General features: G+C 72.1%; 17 protein-coding genes. 9 read left to right on the forward strand and 8 right to left on the reverse strand.

The features are described 5' to 3' along the window. Positions 1–11: 11 nt before the first annotated feature. From ACYVJ3_RS09195 to ACYVJ3_RS09205, 3 genes are read left to right on the forward strand one after another with little or no spacing between them, the layout of a single operon-like run. Positions 12–1,376, forward strand: coding sequence for an LLM class flavin-dependent oxidoreductase (locus tag ACYVJ3_RS09195; RefSeq protein WP_460852614.1), 1,365 nt, complete (start codon positions 12–14; stop codon positions 1,374–1,376). 1 nt (position 1,377) lies between these two features. Then, positions 1,378–1,869: an NADPH-dependent FMN reductase gene (locus tag ACYVJ3_RS09200; RefSeq protein ID WP_460852728.1), complete on the forward strand. Its 492-nt coding sequence runs from the start codon at positions 1,378–1,380 to the stop codon at positions 1,867–1,869. Then, positions 1,866–2,378: a flavin reductase family protein gene (locus ACYVJ3_RS09205; RefSeq protein ID WP_460852615.1), complete on the forward strand. Its 513-nt coding sequence runs from the start codon at positions 1,866–1,868 to the stop codon at positions 2,376–2,378. Before ACYVJ3_RS09200 ends, ACYVJ3_RS09205 begins: the two co-directional genes overlap by 4 nt. 52 nt (positions 2,379–2,430) lie before the next feature. Here ACYVJ3_RS09205 and ACYVJ3_RS09210 read toward each other — a convergent pair whose 3' ends face one another. Then, positions 2,431–3,570 (reverse strand): ROK family transcriptional regulator, encoded by a 1,140-nt coding sequence (locus ACYVJ3_RS09210; protein WP_460852618.1) that lies wholly within the window; start codon positions 3,568–3,570, stop codon positions 2,431–2,433. A gap of 148 nt (positions 3,571–3,718) precedes the next feature. On the opposite strand from ACYVJ3_RS09210, the gene ACYVJ3_RS09215 reads away from it, so the two are divergent. Continuing rightward, a complete protein-coding gene (locus ACYVJ3_RS09215) occupies positions 3,719–4,672 on the forward strand; it encodes a TauD/TfdA dioxygenase family protein (RefSeq protein WP_460852619.1) in 954 nt (317 codons plus the stop codon). 84 nt (positions 4,673–4,756) lie between these two features. Beyond that, on the forward strand, positions 4,757–5,959 hold the full coding sequence (locus tag ACYVJ3_RS09220) for a cytochrome P450 (RefSeq protein ID WP_460852620.1): 1,203 nt from the start codon (positions 4,757–4,759) through the stop codon (positions 5,957–5,959). A 318-nt stretch (positions 5,960–6,277) separates the two neighbouring features. Here the strand turns inward: ACYVJ3_RS09220 and ACYVJ3_RS09225 are convergent, their stop codons facing one another. Together ACYVJ3_RS09225 and ACYVJ3_RS09230 are read right to left on the reverse strand one after the other, a co-directional pair. Beyond that, positions 6,278–7,513: an HNH endonuclease signature motif containing protein gene (locus tag ACYVJ3_RS09225; protein ID WP_460852622.1), complete on the reverse strand. Its 1,236-nt coding sequence runs from the start codon at positions 7,511–7,513 to the stop codon at positions 6,278–6,280. A gap of 487 nt (positions 7,514–8,000) precedes the next feature. Then, positions 8,001–8,870, reverse strand: a complete 870-nt coding sequence (locus tag ACYVJ3_RS09230) for a sigma-70 family RNA polymerase sigma factor (protein ID WP_460852624.1) — start codon at positions 8,868–8,870, stop codon at positions 8,001–8,003. Positions 8,871–8,945: 75 nt separating this feature from the next. Here ACYVJ3_RS09230 and ACYVJ3_RS09235 point away from each other — a divergent pair, with 75 nt between their 5' ends. Next, positions 8,946–9,452 carry a mycothiol transferase gene (locus ACYVJ3_RS09235; protein ID WP_460852625.1) on the forward strand — a complete coding sequence of 169 codons (507 nt, stop codon included), beginning with the start codon at positions 8,946–8,948 and terminating at the stop codon, positions 9,450–9,452. A gap of 1 nt (position 9,453) precedes the next feature. Next, positions 9,454–10,827 (forward strand): threonine/serine exporter family protein, encoded by a 1,374-nt coding sequence (locus ACYVJ3_RS09240; protein ID WP_460852626.1) that lies wholly within the window; start codon positions 9,454–9,456, stop codon positions 10,825–10,827. A gap of 7 nt (positions 10,828–10,834) precedes the next feature. Here ACYVJ3_RS09240 and ACYVJ3_RS09245 read toward each other — a convergent pair whose 3' ends face one another. Beyond that, a complete protein-coding gene (locus ACYVJ3_RS09245; RefSeq protein ID WP_460852627.1) occupies positions 10,835–12,109 on the reverse strand; it encodes an MFS transporter in 1,275 nt (424 codons plus the stop codon). A gap of 107 nt (positions 12,110–12,216) precedes the next feature. Here ACYVJ3_RS09245 and ACYVJ3_RS09250 point away from each other — a divergent pair, with 107 nt between their 5' ends. Further along, positions 12,217–12,579, forward strand: coding sequence for a YciI family protein (locus ACYVJ3_RS09250; protein ID WP_460852628.1), 363 nt, complete (start codon positions 12,217–12,219; stop codon positions 12,577–12,579). Between the two features lies 1 nt (position 12,580). Further along, positions 12,581–13,807 (forward strand): RNA polymerase sigma factor, encoded by a 1,227-nt coding sequence (locus ACYVJ3_RS09255; protein WP_460852630.1) that lies wholly within the window; start codon positions 12,581–12,583, stop codon positions 13,805–13,807. On the opposite strand, the gene ACYVJ3_RS09260 is transcribed toward ACYVJ3_RS09255, so the two are convergent. From ACYVJ3_RS09260 to ACYVJ3_RS09275, 4 genes are read right to left on the reverse strand one after another with little or no spacing between them, the layout of a single operon-like run. Further along, positions 13,804–15,054, reverse strand: a complete 1,251-nt coding sequence (locus ACYVJ3_RS09260; RefSeq protein WP_460852631.1) for a sensor histidine kinase — start codon at positions 15,052–15,054, stop codon at positions 13,804–13,806. The two genes, ACYVJ3_RS09255 and ACYVJ3_RS09260, sit on opposite strands and share 4 nt — an antisense overlap. Beyond that, the gene (locus ACYVJ3_RS09265) at positions 15,047–15,760 is read right to left on the reverse strand and encodes a response regulator transcription factor (RefSeq protein WP_460852634.1); all 714 of its coding nucleotides are present in this window, start codon (positions 15,758–15,760) and stop codon (positions 15,047–15,049) included. The genes ACYVJ3_RS09260 and ACYVJ3_RS09265 overlap by 8 nt, the downstream gene beginning before the upstream one ends. Position 15,761: 1 nt before the next feature. Then, positions 15,762–16,148: a hypothetical protein gene (locus ACYVJ3_RS09270; RefSeq protein ID WP_460852636.1), complete on the reverse strand. Its 387-nt coding sequence runs from the start codon at positions 16,146–16,148 to the stop codon at positions 15,762–15,764. A 5-nt stretch (positions 16,149–16,153) separates the two neighbouring features. Continuing rightward, positions 16,154–17,959, reverse strand: a complete 1,806-nt coding sequence (locus tag ACYVJ3_RS09275) for an Ig-like domain-containing protein (RefSeq protein ID WP_460852637.1) — start codon at positions 17,957–17,959, stop codon at positions 16,154–16,156. Positions 17,960–18,069 lie beyond the last annotated feature (110 nt).

Below are 18,069 nucleotides of genomic sequence, written 5' to 3' on the forward strand. Positions count from 1 at the left end.
AGGAGACCCCCATGTCCGCACAGCCCACCCGACAGCTCAGCCTCAACGCCTTCCTGATGGACACCGGCCACCACGAGGCGTCCTGGCGCCACCCGGAGTCCTCGGTGGAGCGCGCCAACGACATCGACTACTACATCGAGCTCGCGCAGAAGGCCGAGGCCGCCAAGCTCGACGCGATCTTCTTCGCCGACGCCCCGGGCATGTTCTCGGCGACGCCGTACCGCCCCACCGGGCACCTCGAGCCGATCACCCGCCTGGCCGCGATCGCGGTGCACACCAAGAAGATCGGGCTGATCGCCACCGCCTCGACCACCTTCTACGAGCCCTACAACCTGGCGCGGCTGTTCTCCTCGGTCGACTTCGCCTCCGGCGGTCGCGCGGGCTGGAACATCGTCACGACGCAGACCGACTCGGTGGCCCGCAACTTCAACCTGGCGCAGGTCCCGCCGGCCGAGGAGCGCTACGCCCGGGCGCAGGAGTTCCTCGACGTCGTGACCAAGCTGTGGGACTCGTGGGAGGACGACGCGATCCTGGCCGACCGCGCGTCCGGCCACTACTTCGACCCGGACAAGGTGCACGCGATCAACCACGTGGGCCGCTACTTCCAGGTCGAGGGCGCGCTCGCCGCGCCCCGCTCGCCGCAGGGCCGGCCCGTCTACGTGCAGGCCGGCTCCTCCAACGAGGGCCGGGCCTTCGCCGCCCGCAACGCCGAGGCGATCTTCACCGCGCACCAGACCATCGGTGACGCCCGCGCGTTCTACGACGACATCAAGGCGCGGGCGGCCGGCTTCGGCCGCAACCCCGACCACGTCAAGGTGCTGCCGGGCATCAGCCCGTTCCTGGGCGACACGGAGAAGGAGGCGCGGGACCTGCAGTCCCACGTCAACGAGCTCACCGTGCCGGCGTACGGGCTCTCCCAGCTGGAGTCGATCGCGGGCATCTCGCTCGGGCACCTGCCGCTGGACGAGCGTGTGCCCGCCGAGATCTTCGCGGGCTCGGGCAACGTCCTCGACAACAACCGCTCGCGCCTCCAGGTCGTGGCGAACATCGTCGAGCGCGACCGGCCCACCCTGCGCGAGCTGCTGCACCGCCTCGCGGGCGGTCGTGGCCACAACGTGGTCGCCGGTACGCCGACGCAGGTGGCCGACATCATCACCGAGTGGTTCGAGGGCGGCGCCGCGGACGGCTTCAACGTGATGCCGCCGCTCTACCCGCAGCTGCTCGACGCGTTCACCGAGAAGGTCGTGCCGCTGCTGCAGGAGCGCGGCATCTTCCGGGAGGAGTACGCCGGGTCGACGCTGCGCGACCACTTCGGCCTGCCGCGTCCGGAGAGCCTCTACTCGGGCGCCGCTGCTGCGGAGGCCCGTCTTGCCTAGCGTGGCGGTCGTCGTCGGCAACCCGAAGCCGGAGTCCCGCACCCTCCAGGCAGCGACGTACGTCGCCCGCGAGCTCGCCGGCGCCGAGCCGGAGATCGTGGTCGACCTGGCCACCCTCGGGGCGGAGCTGCTCGACCAGGTCTCACCGACGGTGACCGATCTCGTCGACCGGATCGGCAAGGCCGACCTCGTGGTGGTCGCCTCGCCGACGTACAAGGGGACCTACACGGGCCTGCTCAAGCTGTTCCTGGACCGCTTCGCCGGTGGCTCCGGCCTGACCGGCCTGGCCGTCCCGTTCCAGCTCGGCGGCTCGCCCGCCCACGCGCTGGCCCCCGAGCTCAGCCTGCGACCGGTGCTCACCGAGCTCGGGGCGACCGTGCCCGGTCGCGGGTTGTACATCCTGGACTCGGCGTACGACGCCCCCGGCGCCTATCGCGCCTGGCTGGAGGCGACCCGGCCGCTGGTGCGGGCGGTCCTGGAGGCGCGCGCATGACGATCGCCTTCCCGACCAACCAGGACCTCGACACGGTCCGGCTGCGCGAGGCGTTCGGGGTGTTCCCGACCGGCGTCGTCGCCGTCGCCGCCGAGGTCGACGGGCAGCTCATCGGCCTGGCCGCGAGCAGCTTCACCAGCGTCAGCCTCGACCCGCCGCTGGTCTCGATCAACCTGGCCAGCGCGTCGAAGACGTGGCCGGACCTGCGGCGGGCCGAGCACCTGGGCCTGACCGTGCTGGCCGACCACCACGGCCCGCTGTGCCGGCAGCTGGCCGGCGACGTCGCGCACCGCTTCGACGGTGTCGACGTCACGGTCACCGACCGCGGAGCAGTGCTCGTCGACGACGGGATCGCGCTGTTCGACACGACCGTCTACCGCGAGGTGGACGCCGGCGACCACGTCCTGGTCCTGCTCGAGCTGCACGCCGTGGCACACACCAACGAGGAGCAGCCGCTCGTCTTCCACCGCAGCGCGTTCGGGCGCCTGGAGGTGCCGGCAGGTCTCTGACCGCCGACACCCTTCGAGCACGGCCTGAGGCCCGGGGTCTGGCCCCCGGGTCTCAGGCCGTCCTTCCTGGTACGGCGGCCAGCGGGTCGTCGTACACCGGGGAGAGCGCGATCGTGCAGGCCGCGATCGCCTGGATCCCGGAGCCGAACCGCGTGAAGGAGACGGGTACGTCGGGCAGCGCGCCCGTCGCGAGGCCGGCGTGGATCTCCTCGAAGACGGGAGGGCAGCCGGTGAAGGCCTGGCCGACCAGCACGACCCGGTCGGGTGCCGTCATGTCGCGCACGACGCCCGCGACCTGTCCGAGGCGGCGGGCCCGCTCGCGCAGGAGGGCGAGGACCCGCGGCTCCTTGGAGCGGGCGTAGAGACCGTCGATGCCGGTGCCGTCGAGCAGGCCGTCGGCCCGGGCGGCCCCGACGACGGCCGCATCGCCCGCCACCCGTCCCAGGCAGCCGGTGCGGCCGCAGGCGCACGGCACGTCGGTGTCCGTCGGGAAGTGGGTGAGGCTGCCGACGCGGGAGACCTCGACGGTGGAGCCCTTGTCGACGGCGACGGCGAAGCCGATCGTCTCGCGCGCGTAGACGTACAGCGTCACGCCCGTCGTGCCGTGGCGGCGGTGGAAGAACTCGCTCGCGGCCACCGCCGCGATGTGGTCGCCGGTGTGCACCTCGAGGCCGGTCAGCTCGCCCAGCTCACCGGCGTACGCCGCCGCGCCGATGCCGAGGTCGCGCCAGGGTGCGACCAGGCCGGCCGCGAGCGGGGCGCGCGAGGGCAGCGTGCCGAGCAGCCTGGCGGCGGTCCGCGCCAGGAGCTCGAGGTCGGGCGGCTCGGTGGTCGACCTCGCCTCGGTGGTCGGGCCTGTCGAGACCGTCTCGTGGGTGATCACCCGGCCGGCGAGGTCGCCGATGGCGACGGTCGAGACGCGGCGGCCGATGTGGATGCCGACCACGACGAAGCGGTCCGGGTCGATCTCGACCGGGATGCCCGGTCTGCCGACGGCGCCGACCCGGATGCGGTCGTGGCGCTCGCGCAGCACGCCGGCCTCGACCAGCGAGGTGACGATCCGGCCGACGGTGGCCGAGCTCAGGCCGGTGCGGGCGACGAGCTCGTCGCGCGTCACCACGCCGCCGGCGCGCACCTGCTCCAGGACGCGCGCCGGTGTCACGCCGAGGTCGCCGCGGGCGATCGTGATCATGGGGGAGCGGCGGTTCACGGGTCTCCGATCGAAAGTAAATAAACTTGGTAGAGAAACTCTAGAACATTGCTCCTCGCGCTGCCACGCTGGGCAGGCCGGCGATCCCGGCACTTCCCCAGCACTTCCAGCACGAACCGCGAGGAGCGACATGACCATCCAGATCGACCGCACGACCGCCACCCCCACCGCTGACGCCGTCACCGTCGCCAAGCTCGGCTCGCGGATCGGCGCCCGCATCGACGGCGTACGACTGTCCGGGGACCTGCCGGACCAGACGGTGGCCGCGATCCGCCGGGCGATCCTCGAGCACAAGGTCGTCTTCCTGCGCGGCCAGGACCACCTCGACGACGCCGGCCAGATCGCCTTCGGGGAGCGCCTCGGCCCGCTCACCACGGCGCACCCGACCGTCAACACCGGCAGCGCGCGCGTGCTCTCGCTGAAGTCGACGCGCGGCATGGCCGCCAACTCCTGGCACACCGACGTGACGTTCGTGGACCGGGTGCCGGCGTTCTCGATCCTGCGCGGCGTGACCATCCCGGAGTACGGCGGCAGCACCAACTGGGCCAACACCGCGGCGGCGTACGACAACCTGCCGGTGCAGCTCAAGGCGCTGGTCGACGGGCTGTGGGCGGTCCACAGCAACGACTACGACTACGCCCACCAGTTCGGCGAGGACGGGTCGACCAAGGCCGAGGACACCGACTTCTACCGCGACCAGTTCGCCTCGACGGTCTACAAGACCGAGCACCCGGTCGTGCGCGTCCACCCGGAGACCGGCGAGCGCTCGCTGGTGCTCGGTCACTTCGTCCAGCAGTTCTCGGGGTTCAACGCCAAGGAGTCGGCGGCCCTGTTCAACCTCCTGCAGGACCGCGTGACCAAGCTGGAGAACACGATCCGGTGGACCTGGCAGCCCGGCGACGTGGCGATCTGGGACAACCGCGCGACGCAGCACTACGCCGTCGCCGACTTCGACACCCAGCCGCGGGAGGTACGCCGGATCACCGTCCAGGGCGACGTCCCCGTCTCCATCGACGGCCGCCCGAGCCGGGTCGTGCAGGGCTCGTCCGACGTCTACAACCGCCTGGACGAGCTGATCCGCTGATCGAACCACCCCGATCGCCCGCTGGGCCTTTACGCGCGCCCGGTCCTGCAGGATCCTGAACGGATGCTGGGGGACCGGGCTGCCGTGCGTTACGTGCCTGGTGGGGGCGACGCCTGGCGTTCCCCGTGGGCGACGTACGCACGCCTGCGGGACGAGGACCCCGTCCACCACGTCGTGCCCACCGGCCGCCCGGACGAGGACTTCTACGTGCTCTCCCAGCACGCCGACGTGCTCGCCGCGGCGATCGACGTGCAGACGTTCTCGAGCGCGACGGGCCTGACGGTCGGGTACGGCGACCTGGAGTCGGTGGGCCTCGCCGACGCGCCGCCCTTCGTGATGACCGACCCGCCGGCGCACACCGCGCTGCGGCGGCTCGTGGTGCGGGGCTTCACCCCGCGACAGGTCGGTGAGCTCGAGCCGTTGGTGCGGTCGTTCGTGCGCTCGCGGATCGCGCGGCTCTCCGCCGCTGGCGGGGGCGACATCGTGGCGGAGGTGTTCAAGCCGCTGCCGTCGCTGGTGGTGGCGCACTACCTCGGTGTTCCTCCCGAGGACCGCGACCGGTTCGACGAGTGGTCCTCGGCGATCGTCGCGGCCAACGCGTCGGGCGGCGTGCTCGGCGCTGCGGCGGCCGTCGGCTCGCTGATGGAGTACTTCACCGAGCTCTGCGAGCGCCGGCGTACCGAGCAGGCCCGGGGGATCGTCGGCGCCGACACCGTCTCCCACCTCGTCGCCGCGTCGTCGGCCGCGGACGGGCCGGACCTGCTGGCGGTGCTGGGCTTCGTGTTCACCATGATCACCGGCGGCAACGACACGGTGACCGGGATGCTCGGTGAGGCCGTGCAGCTGCTCGCCGCCGACCCGGAGCAGCGCGAGGACCTCGTCGACTGGCCCAAGCTCATCCCCGACGCGGTCGAGGAGCTGCTGCGGCTGTCCTCCCCCGTCCAGGGCCTCGCTCGGACCACCACGCGCGACGTCGACCTGCACGGCGTACGCATCCCGGCGGGCCGGCGCGTCCTGCTCCTGTACGCCGCCGCCAACCGCGACTGGCGTGCCTACGGCGCCGACGCCGAGAACCTCGACATCCGCCGCAAGCCCGCACAGGTCCTCGCCTTCGGCCAGGGCCACCACCACTGCCTCGGCTCCGCCGCCGCCCGTCTCCAGGCCCGCGTCGCCCTGGAGGAGCTCCTCGCCGAGATCCCGGACTTCTCCGTGGATCTCGAGGGGGTGACCTGGGCTCCGGGGGCCTACGTACGTCGGCCCCTGTCCGTGCCGCTCGTGGTGGAGTGAGCCGGCTCGTACCGGCGGACCGGCTGTTGGCTGGGTGGTGCCGTGACTTCTCAGGTGGGTGTGGCGGCCGCGCGTAGCGCGCCGCTCCCCGCTGTCAAGGATCCTCGCTGCGCTCGGCCCGCTTCGCGGCGCCTTCGGCGTCCTTGACTGCGGGTCCCTGGCGGCGCGCTGGTGGCGCGGTTGTCGGCGGCTCGCTTCGCTCGCGCCGACGCGATGCGGCCGCCTTCGGCGGCCCCATCGGTGTGATGGTGGGGTCTGGCTCTCGACATTGTGGAGTTGTGGGGTCACCAGGTGGCTCTGGGACTCCACGATCGGGGTCTAGGGCCGGCGGTGGAACCGCCAGGCGCCGGTCGGCATGACTTCATGGGTCATCCGGGGGTCGTGGGCGATGTGGTGATGGTGACTGCAGAGGAGCACGCCGTCTTTGAGGTCGGTCTTCCCGCCGGCTGACCATGGATGTGAATGATGTGCTTCGCACCAGGTGGCGGGGATCGAGCAGCCTTCGGCGCGACACTGCTTGTCGCGGAGTCGCAGCGCCTTGCGCTGAGCGGCTTTGAACAACCGCTGGGCCCTGCCCAGGTCGAGGATCTCGCCCTTGCCGCCGAGGACGACGGGGATGATCTTCGCGGTGCAGGCCAGGCGCCGGGCCTCGTCAGCGGTGATGCGGAGGTTGCCGTCGAGGGAGCCGATGACGCCGGCGGTGGCGAGGTCGCGCCGCAGGTCGTCGAGGCTGATGGTGACCATGACGGTGGTGGTGTCGCCGCCGTGGTCGGGCAGCTTGCTCGGGTCGAGGTGCTCGAGCAGCGCGCAGAACGCCCGGCCGAGTCGGTTGCTCCGGGGGACGCGTTCGCCGGTCGAGACCCTGGGCGAGGAGAACGCGTCGAGGTACGTCTCGAACCTTGCCGCGATCGCGTCGGGGACTTGGCCGATGATGCGGGTGATGCCGTTGCCGAGCCGCTTGAACCGCATCGAGGTGTTGACCCGCGCGGAGCGTTCTTCGCGTTCGAGTGCCTTCGCGTCTGCTTCATCGGCGATCTCGGGCGCGACCACGGCAAGGATCCGTTCGCCCAGGGTGCGGAGCTCACGCGGCCCGAACTGACCGGCGAGCTCCACGAGGTGCTTCTCGGCACGGCGCCGGGTGACCTGGTCGATCTCGGGTGGGAGCTTCTCCAACGCCGCGACGATCACCTGCGCCTGCGCACGATTCACGAAACCTTCGCGCATCGCGACACCGATCTGTCGCCACCGCTCGTCGATCGCTTCGGCGAGCTTGAGCTCGGCACGCATTGCCTGGGGATCCAGGTGCGCCTCGTGCGCCAGCCACATCCCGGCGTCGCGAGCACCGTTGTCCTGAGCGAGGTCCCCGGAGGCGGCGAGGAGCCGCATCTCGGCTTCCTCGACCTGCGCCTTGAGAGCCGCCAGGCCCCGAAGGGCAGCGGCCTTGTCGGCGGGTGTCATGTAGACCGGCTCGACCGACGCGACCCCGTCGAAGGCTCGGCGGGAGGTGTTCACCGCACGCAGCATCGGGTGCTCTGGCACCGATGCTGTCGCCATGGTGACTCCCGAGAGATGAGGCTTGATTCGTGCCTTCATAGTACGCCTGTTCGAACGGTTTCTCAATGCAGAATTCGCCCAAACGTGCAGGTCAGAGGCACTTTTCGCTGTCGGCGGAATTGGTTTCGATACGCCCTCGCCTAGCGGCTCGGGCTACTCAACCAACGGCGGAAAGCGGTCGTCGGAGGCGGCCGCATAGCGGCGGCGCGAGCGAAGCGAGCCGTCGCCCCACCGCGCCGCCATCCGACCGTCCGGGACCCGCGGTCAAGGACGGCCGAAGGCCGCCGCGAAGCGGGCTGAGCGAAGCGAGGATCCTTGACGGCGGGGGACGGTCGGATAAGCGCGGCCGCCAGTCGAGGAATCAGAACACCGACCAGGAGCGACCGGCCACGCAGTTGGTTTCGACACGCCCTCGCCTAGCGGCTCGGGCTACTAACCAACGAGGGATCGCGACACGGCCGCTGCGCGACCCCCGCCCGCCGAGGACTCACCGAAAGCGGACCGCCCCACCACCCCGCGAGAGGTCCGAGGAGGCAAGGACCTCGGGGTCGGAGACGGCCTCGATCTCCAGGATCTTCCCGGTCTCCTCGGAGATGACGAACGCGAAGACCACCTTGGGCTCGCCGCGCAGCTGCCAGGTGGCGGCGGCGTACCCGTCGAGCTGGATCGGTACGACGGCCTGGGCCTGACCGCAGAAGCGGCCCGCGACAGCGGCGGCGCCCGTCAACAACGGCGCGGCCCCCATCGCGACGGCGGTGGCGTCGGAGCGGACCACGGCACCGGGGTCGAGCAGCTCCATCAGGGCCGAGAACTCACCGGCCTTGGAAGCGGCGAAGAACGCGTCGACCACGGACTGCTGGCGGGCTCGCACCTCGGCGGCGGCGGCGCCGGCGGGATCCTGCACCCGGCGCCGGCCGCGGGAGGCGAGCTGACGGACGGAGGCCGACGTACGTCCCAGCAGGGAGGCGATCTCGTCGAAGGGCATCCCGAACAGGTCGTGCAGCACGAAGCAGAGCCGCTCGGCAGGGGACAGCAGCTCGAGGACCACCAGCAGGGCCGCGTCGACCGACTCGGCCAGCTCGGCCTCGTCCACCGGACCGGCTCCCGGGGAGGCGACCTCGGCGACGGCGTCCAGCGGCACCGCGTCCCGCCGGCCCCGCGACCGCAACCGGTCCAGGCACAACCGCGACGTCACGGTCGTCAGCCAGGCCGCAGGATTCTCGATCCCCTCGCCGGCCGAGGACCACCGCAGCCACGCCTCCTGCAGCACGTCGTCGGCATCGTCGGCAGAGCCGAGCATCCGCACCGCCACGGCACGCAGCCGTCCCCGCTCCGCCTCGAACACATCCAGGTCCACGACCACATCCTCTCCTCGACGTACCGACGAACAAGCCCCTCGTGATGTGACACCGTCCCCGCTACGGTCGAAAGCATGACCCCCAGCGACCTGCTCACCGACGCGATCGGCCGGGTCCTCGGCGACCTCGAGGCCGTCCTGGACGGACTCACCGAGGAGCAGCTGACCGCCCGCCCGACGCCCGACGCCAACTCGATCGCGTGGCTCGTGTGGCACCTGACCCGGGTGCAGGACGACCACGTCGCCGGTGTCGCGGGCATCGAGCAGGTGTGGACCGCTCAGGGGTACGCCGACCGCTTCGGCCTGCCGTTCCCGGTCGAGGCGCACGGCTACGGCCACAGCTCCGACGACGTCGCGAAGGTGCGGGGCATCCCGGCCGACCTCCTCCTCGACTACTACCGCGCCACCCACCGCCAGACGCTCAGCTACGTCGCCGGGGTCACCGGTGACGACCTCGACCGGATCGTCGACACCCGCTGGGACCCGCCGGTCACCCTCGGCGTGCGGCTGGTCAGCGTGATCAACGACTGCACCCAGCACGCCGGCCAGGCGGCGTACCTCCGAGGCCTGCTGGACGCCTGACATGGACAAGGCGACCGCTGCCGGCGGCACGCCCGCCGGCTCCCGCAAGCTCGCGCAGACGCTCGACCTGAGCCTGCGCGTGGGCGAGGTGCTGCTCTCGAACGGCGCCGGCGCGGCCGACGTGACGGCGACGATGCGGGTGATCGCGCAGGCGTACGGCGTCCGCAACCCGCACGTCGACGTCACCTTCACGCAGCTCGCGATGAGTGCCGCGAGCGAGGGTGACGAGCCGCCGCTGATCCAGATCCGCGGGGTCACCAAGCGCGAGATCGACTACGAGGACCTCACCCAGGTCGACCACCTGGTGCGCGACATCGCGGCCGGCCGGATCGACGTCGCCGAGGCCCGCGGCCGCGTCGCACGACTCGTCTCCAGTGGCCACCAGCGCCCGCGCTGGGCGGTCACGATCGGGTGGGGCCTGATGTGTGCCGGCATCGGGCTCCAGCTCGGAGGCACGCCGATCGGCATCGCCACCGCCCTCGTCGCCGGTGTCGCCATCGACCGCCTGCAGATCGTGCTCGGGCGCGGCCGGCTGCCGTTCTTCTACCAACAGGTCGCCGGCGGCATCGTCGCCACGCTGCTGGCGGCCCTGGCGACCCGGACCGTCGACCACTGGGTCCACCTCGACGCCAGCGCCGTCGTCAGCGCGAACATCATGATGCTGCTCTCCGGGATCGGCTTCATGGGTGCGATCCAGGACGCCCTGACCGGCTTCTACGTCACCGGCGCCGCCCGCATCCTCGAGGCCATCCTGGCCACTGCGGGCGTCATCGCGGGTGTGACGGGTGGTCTCAGCGTCGCGTCCGCCGTCGGCCTCGACCTGCCACCACTCGTGCCGGCCCGCACCGACCTGACCGGGATCGGCGTGGGCGCGCTCGGCGCCGGCATCGGTGCGGCGGCCTTCGGCTTCGCGACGTACGCCGCCCTGCGCACGCTGCTGCCGATCGCCCTCCTGGGCGGCGGCGCGCTCGCCATCAGCGACGCCATCACGCTGCACGACTTCGCGGTCCCGTGGGCGACGGCGGTCGCGGCGTTCGCCGTCGGCCTGGTCAGCTTCGCGGTCTCGGGGCGGCTCAAGGTGCCGCCGCTGGTCGTCGTCGTCCCTGCGGTCGTGCCGATGCTGCCGGGACTCTCGATCTACAAGGGCCTCGCCCTCCTCGGCGCCTCGCAGGACCCGCATGCCGCCCAAGGCCTGCTGGCCATGGTCACCGCCGCGTCGATCGCGATCGCCCTCGCGGCCGGCGTGATCCTCGGCGAGTACGTCGCCCAGCCCGTCGCCCGTGAGGCCCGTCGCGTCGAGCAGCGCCTGGCCGGTCCTCGGTTGGTGGGCCTGACGCGCGTACGCCGGTCCCGTCTCACTGAGAGTGACCGATAGACCACTCTCAGTGAGACGGGACCAGCCGGTAGCGCACGAACACCGGCACGAGGACGACGGCGACCAGGCAGCCCACGACCACCAGGACCCCGCCGCCGGCAGCGGTGACGGCCGTCCCGACCACGGCGGCGACGGCGCCGTGCGCGACGTCGGCCAGTCGTGGGCCACCGGCCACGACGACGATGAAGATGCCCTGGAGCCGACCGCGTACCTCGTCGGTGGCGGAGGCCTGCAGCATCGACGTACGGAACGCCGCCGAGGCCATGTCGGCCGCACCGCCGACCATCAGCATCAGCACGGCCACCGTCAGCCACAGCGGCCGCGAGTGGTGGACGGCCAGACCCACGGCGACCCCGAAGCCGACCATCGACAGGCCCCACAGCACGATCGACCAGACGACGGCGACGCCCTGCCGGGAGATCCGCGAGACCCAGCCCGAGAAGACGCCGCCGATCACCGCACCCGCCGGGATGCCCGCGAAGAGCAGCGCGAAGGCCAGTCCGCCGTCGGTCGGCCCCCCGAAGCTCTCGTGCGCGATCTGCGGGAAGAGCGCCCGCGGCATGCCGAACAGCATCGCGATGATGTCGACCACGAAGGACATCCGCAGCACGGGATGGTCGGCCAGGTAGCGCAGCCCGTCGATCACCGACCGGATCCCGGGCGCGCGCCCGGTCACGCCCGCCACGGGCAGGGGCGGCAGCCGGAACACGGCCCACCACGTCGCGGTCAGGCAGACCGCGTCGATCAGGTAGAGCCACGAGAAGCCGGTCACCGGGATCAGCGCGCCGCCGACCAGCGGTCCGGCGATGCCGCCGGCCTGCAGGATCGTCATGTTGAGCGAGTTGGCCGCCGGCAGCAGGTCGTCGGAAAGGAGCCGCGGCAGGACGGCCGACCGGGTCGGCTGGTTGACCGCGAAGAACCCCTGCTGGATCGAGAACAGCGCCAGCAGCGGCCACACCGAACCGAGCCCGGAGAAGGCCTGCAGCCAGAACAGCAGGCTGGTCACGATCAGCCCGGTCGTGGTGACCCGCAGGATCGTGCGCCGGTCGAAGTGGTCGGCCAGCGCGCCGCCCCACAGGCCGAAGACGACCAGGGGCACGAGACCGAAGACACCCGTCAGTCCGACGTACGCCGACGAGCCGGTCTCGGCGTAGATCTGGGCCGGCACGGCGACGACCGTGAGCTGGGCACCGATGACGGTGACGATGTTGGCGGTCCAGAGCCGTCGGAAGTGCGGGTTCCGCAAGGGCCGGGTGTCGGCCAGCAGACCGCGAAGACTCACCGGAGAATTCTAGGGACAGCTGTCGAAACCCCTCGACCGCATTCGTGGTGAGGGTGAAGGCTGGCCGCAGCGGCCGGCGTACGAGACCCACCAGAGGGAGAAGAACCATGACGCACTACCTGATGTCCGTGCACGGCCCGGCCGAGCGGACCGAGTTCGGCAACTACGGCTCGCAGGAGGCGATGGAGCAGGCGTTCGCCGACACCGGAGCCTTCAACGAGCAGCTCAAGGCCGACGGCTACTGGGTGTTCGCCGGCGGCCTGGAGGCGGCCACGACCGCCACCGTCGTCGACGGCACCGGCGAGGCGCCGGTGGTCACCGACGGGCCCTACCTGGAGTCCAAGGAGTACATCGGTGGCTTCTGGGTCATCGACGCCCCCGACCTCGACGTGGCCCTCAAGCTCGCGGCGGCCGGTTCCAAGGCGTGCCGTGGCAAGGTCGAGGTCCGCCCCTTCGAGGGACTCGCCTGAGTTGTCGGCGCAGGAGGAGGTCGAGCGGGTCTTCCGTGCCGAGCACGGACGCCTGATCGCCACGCTCGTACGCCGCTTCCGCGACATCGACCTCGCCGAGGACCTCGCGTCCGAGGCGCTGGTCGTGGCGTTGGAGCGGTGGCCGGCCGACGGCGTACCTCCCAACCCCGGCGCGTGGCTGACCACGACCGCGGCCCGCAGGGGCATCGACCGGATCCGCCGCGAGGCCAAGCGCGACGCCAAGCACCAGGCGGCCCTGATGATCATCGACACCGACGAGCACCAGCCCACCGGTCCCGTCGAGGACGACCGGCTGCGGCTGATCTTCACCTGCTGCCACCCGGCCCTCGCGCCGGAGGCACGGATCGCCTTGACCTTGCGCCTGCTCGGTGGCCTGACGGTTCCGGAGATCGCCAGCGCGTTCCTGGTGCAGGACACCACGATGGGCCAGCGGATCAGCCGGGCCAAGGCCAAGATCAGGGCCGCCAACATCCCGTACGTCGTCCCGCAGCCCGATGACCTCACGACCCGGATCGACACGGTGCTGACGGTGCTCTGGCTCATCTTCAACGAGGGCTACCTGGCCAGCAGCGAGGGCGAGCCGATCCGGCGCGAGCTCACGGCCGAGGCGATCCGCCTGGCCCGCCTGGTCCGCGAGCTGCTGCCGGCCCACCCGGAGACCACCGGCCTGCTCGCCCTGATGCTGCTCACCGAGGCGCGTGCCCGGGCGCGGGTTCGCCACGGCGTGCTGGTCCCGCTGGACGAGCAGGACCGCGGTGGCTGGGACCGCGCCCTCATCGACGAGGGCCACGCGCTGGTCCGCGAGTGCCTCGCCACCGATCGGCCCGGACGCTTCCAGGTCCAGGCGGCGATCAACGCCGTCCACACCGACGCCCCGACGTCGGCCGCGACCGACTGGAGCCAGGTCGTCGCGCTCTACGCCCAGCTGGCGCGGTTCGACCCGGGCCCGGTGGTGACCCTCAACCGCGCGGTCGCGATCGCCGAGCTCGACGGCCCCGAGGTCGCTCTCTCACTGGTCGACGGGCTCGCGGACTCCCTGGCGGCCTACCACCCGTTCCACGCCACCCGTGCCGAGCTGCTGCGCCGTCTGGGCCGGAGCACGCAGGCGCGAGCGGCGTACGACGAGGCGCTGGCGCTCACCGACAACACCGCCGAGCGGGCCTACGTGGCACGTCGGCGCGGCGAGCTGGTCGACGAGCGGTCCTAGCCGACGACCTCGGCCGGCCGCGGCAGCCGCAGCAGGAACCGGGTGGTCGTCGAGGCGGGGTCGAGGGAGAGGTGTCCGCCGACCGCGTCGGCCAGCTCGTCGGCGACGGCGAGACCGACACCGTGGTCGGCGTTGTTGCCGACGCGCGTCGTCACGCCGCGACGGAAGATGTCGGGTGCGAGCGAGCCCTCGCCCTCGTCGGCGACGCTGACCTCGAGGTGGCTGCCGACGTCCTTGACCTCGAGCGTGATCGTGCCGGTGCCGTGGACCCGGGCGTTCTCGATGAGGACGTCCATCACCTGCTCGAGCGGCCCGACGGGCAGCTGGGCCCGCACGGTCCCCGCACGCCGTACGACCAGGGACCGTCCGTCCTCACGCAGCCGGCGCTCCCACCGGCCGCCGGCGGCGGCGACGAGGGCGGCGAGGTCGATCGCGCCGTGGGTGGCCAGGGTGCGCTCCCGCGCGAGCGAGAGCAGCTCGGTGATCGCGGCGTTCAGCCGGTCGAGCTCGCCGAGCACCCGCTCCAGCTCCTCGCGCACCGCGGGCGCGGTCTCGGGCCACAGCGTCAGGTCCTCGAGGCTCAGGCGGAGCGCGGTGATCGGGGTGCGCAGCTGGTGGGAGGCGTTCGCGGCGAACTCGCGTTCGCGGCGTACGAGCCGGTCGAGGTGGGCGGCCGCCCCGCGCAGGGAGGAGCCGATGGCCTCCGCCTCCGGCACCGAGTACGCCGGCACGTCGATGTCGAAGTCGCCCTGCCCGAGTCGCTGCGCACTCTGGGCGAGCTCCTGGAAGGGCCGCGCCAGCCGGCGGGCCATCACGAAGCCGGCCAGGGCGGCCGCGACGGCCAGGCCGAGTCCGAGGAAGAGCAGCGGGGCGAGGGCGGAGTGCAGCTCGGCGGTCGTGGTCGAGCGGGTCAGCGCCACCGTGACGTAGCCGCCGCCGTCCACCGGCTCGGTCTCGCTGGGTCCGCCGTCAGCGGCGCTGCCGACGGCGACGTCGTCGCCGTTCGCGGCGTGGTACTCGACCCGGTCGGTCGCGGTCAGCCCGTGGTCGAGGAGGTCGGCGTCGACCGGCACGTGCCGTGCGAGTCTCTCGGTGACCAGCGCCGCGACATCGTGGGCGGCGATCGAGAGCCGCTGGGTCTGGTGGTCGTGCACGAGATCGGCGCGCGAGTAGGCCCGCGGGACGCCGTACAGCGCGATCACGCCGACGGCCAGCAGCACGAACGCCAGGACCAGCCGCTCACGCATGGCGGGGGGCGTCCTCCAGCCGGAAGCCGACGCCGCGCACGGTGCCGAGCACGACCGGCGCGGAGGCGTCGACCAGCTTCTGGCGCAACCGGCCGATGGTGGCGTCGAGGGTCTTGGTCGAGCCGAACCAGTTCTCGTCCCAGATCTCCGACATCAGCGTCTCGCGGCTGACGACCGAGCCGCGCTGCTGGTCGAGCAGGGCCAGCACGTCGAACTCCTTGGCCGTCAGCGGCAGCTCGCCGGCGGCCACCCAGGCCCGTCGCGCCGCGGCGTCGACCCGGAAGTCGGTGCTCGACCCGACCGTGGCGGGAGCGGCCGGCTCGGCCTCCACCCCGCCTCGGGAGGTACGCCGGAGCAGCGCCCGCACGCGCGCGAGCAGCTCGGACAGCGAGAACGGCTTGGCCAGGTAGTCGTCCGCGCCGACGTCGAGCCCGACGACCCGGTCGAGCTCGCCGGCCCGGGCGGTGAGGATCAGGATGCCGCCGTCGTAGCCGTCCGAGCGCAGGCGCCGGCAGACGTCGAGCCCGTCGAGGTCGGGAAGGCCGAGGTCGAGCAGGACCAGCTCGACGCCACCACGGGCGACGTCGGCGATCGCCTCGCCTCCGGTGGCGACGCGGGTGACGTCGTACCCATCGCGCTGGACGGCGCGCAGGAGCGGGATGGCGATGGCGTCGTCGTCCTCGACGATGAGCAGGCGCACGGGCACCTCACAGAGCATAGGAGGAGTGTTCCTCCGGGCGGCGCCGCCGGCGGGCGCGGCGGTCGAGGTCGAGCAGTGCGAGCAGGAGCGCGGGCAGCACGAGCGCCACCACGACGTGGAGATCGACCGGTCGGCGCGACGAGCCCGGCATGCCGACGGTGATGGCCAGGGCCATCAGCCCGATCTGGGCACCGCAGGCCAGCCCGACGCACAGCCGGCCCTCGAAGCTGTTGCTCCGCGCGAGGCTGACGCCCGCGACCATGGAGGTCAGGCCGAGCAGCAGGCCCAGCGTCACGGTCAGGTCGTCGGGTGCGCGGAACAGCGCCCAGAAGATCTGCAGGACGGCGAGCAGCAGCGTCAGTCCCGCGACGTACGTCGAGAGCCGCGTGCGCATGTCGCTCACCACTCCCGGTCCGCCGCACCCGACTCGGTCACGGGGGCGGCCGAGCACTTCTCGCCGGTGGCCGCCGTGGCCAGCGCCGAGGGTGTCCAGACCATCGAGGAGGGGAGCGTGACGGTGCGCAGGTTGGTGCCGGGGCTGGTGCCGACCTGGATGGTGACCACTGTGTGCGGTACCCCGTCGGCGCCGGTCACAGTCGCGGCGGTCATGGTGGCGTTCAGGCTGACGGACTTGGACTTCTTGACGTAGTCCTCCTTCAGCGCGACCGATCCCAGGTTGACCGCCGTGCCGCCCTTCAGGATGTCCGCGGTGTCGCCCTTGGTGCCGGTGCCGAGGAGGGCACCGTCGCGCAGTCGCAGGGTGACGGCCTGCGCCGTACCGTTCCAGCCGGCGCTGATGCTGCTCGGCGCGACGACCCCGCTGTAGACCAGCGTCATCACGTCGTTGGTGTCGACGCGGCCGGGCGTGCCGTCACCGTTCTGGGTCTGGACGTCGACGCCGCGCAGCGGGCTGTTGTCCACCCGGCGGGCGGAGACGGTCGCCGAGGTCGTGGTCGCGCCGCGGGTGTCGGTGAGGATCGCCCGCAGGTCGTAGAGACCGTCGCTCACGGCGGTGGTGTCCCAGACGCAGCTGTACGGCGCGCTCGTGTCGGTGCACACGTCGGTCCAGGTCGTGGTGCCGGAGACCGCCCGCTGGATGCGGACCGAGGCGACGCCGGCGCTGGAGTTCGCCTGGGCGGCCAGCGTGACGCTGCCGGTCAGGTAGGCGCCCGGGTCGGTGAGGGAGACCGACGCGACGGTGTTGTCGATGACGCGGCCGGTGACGGCCGTCGACGTCGTGGCGTTGCCGCCGAGGTCGGTGGCAATGGCCCGGAACGAGTAGCTGCCGTCGCTGAGCGTGGTGGTGTCGTAGCGGCAGCTCCACGGGCTGGTGGAGATCGTGCACAGCGTGCGCCAGGCACCGGTGCCGAGGGCGTACTGCAGCTCCACGCGGGCCACGTCGGAGGCGGCGTCCGAGGCGGTCGCGGAGAACGTCGTGGTGCCGCTGACGGGGGTGCCCGGGTCGGTCATGGTCACGACCGGGCCGGTGTTGTCGACTAGCACGTCGGTCACGACCGCGCTGGTCACCGTGGTGGTGCCGGAGGTCGCCGTGGCGCGCAGGTCGTACGAGCCGTCCGCCACCGGGGCGGTCGCCCAGGTGCACGGGAACGGCGAGGCCAGACCGGTGCAGATGTTCCTCCAGGTCGAGCCGCCGGCGGTCGCGTACTGGACGGTGACCAGCCAGGGCAGGCTGCCGGCGTTGTAGAGGTTCGTGGTCAGTGGCACGGCGCCGTGCACGATGTCGCCGGGGTCGGCGAGGGTGATGACGACCGAGTTGGCCACCACGACGGTGATCGAGTCCGAGAGCGTGGCCAGGCCGGCCTTGTCGACCGCCTTCGCGCGCAGGTCGTAGCTGCCGTCGGCACCCGTGGTGGTGTCCCACGCGCAGGAGTACGGCGCGGTGCTGTCGGCGCAGATGGCCGTCCAGCCGCTCGCGCCCGGCGCCTGCTGCTGGATCGTCACGGTGTCGACCCCGAGGCCGGAGTCGGTCGCGGTGGCGGTGAGGGTGACGGTGCGCTGCAGCGGGTTGGTCGGGGTGTTCAGCGACACCGTGGGCGGCGTCCAGTCGGCGGCGGCGGTGACGGTCGCGGTGGCCTGCGTCGCGGCGACGTACGTCGCACCGGAGAAGCCGGTGAGCCCGGACGCGAGGAGCGCAGCGAGGAGCAGGGCGAGCAGGGCCAGGAGGCGGCCGACAGGCTTCTTCATGACGGCTCCTCTCGGGTGCTCGCGACGGTGGGTGGGCGGCTGAGCGTCGGTCTCAACGCTAGGGAGTGGCCCGCCACGACGGATCGACGAATCGTCCACGGGACTTCCAC

Source organism: Nocardioides montaniterrae (genome assembly GCF_054782655.1).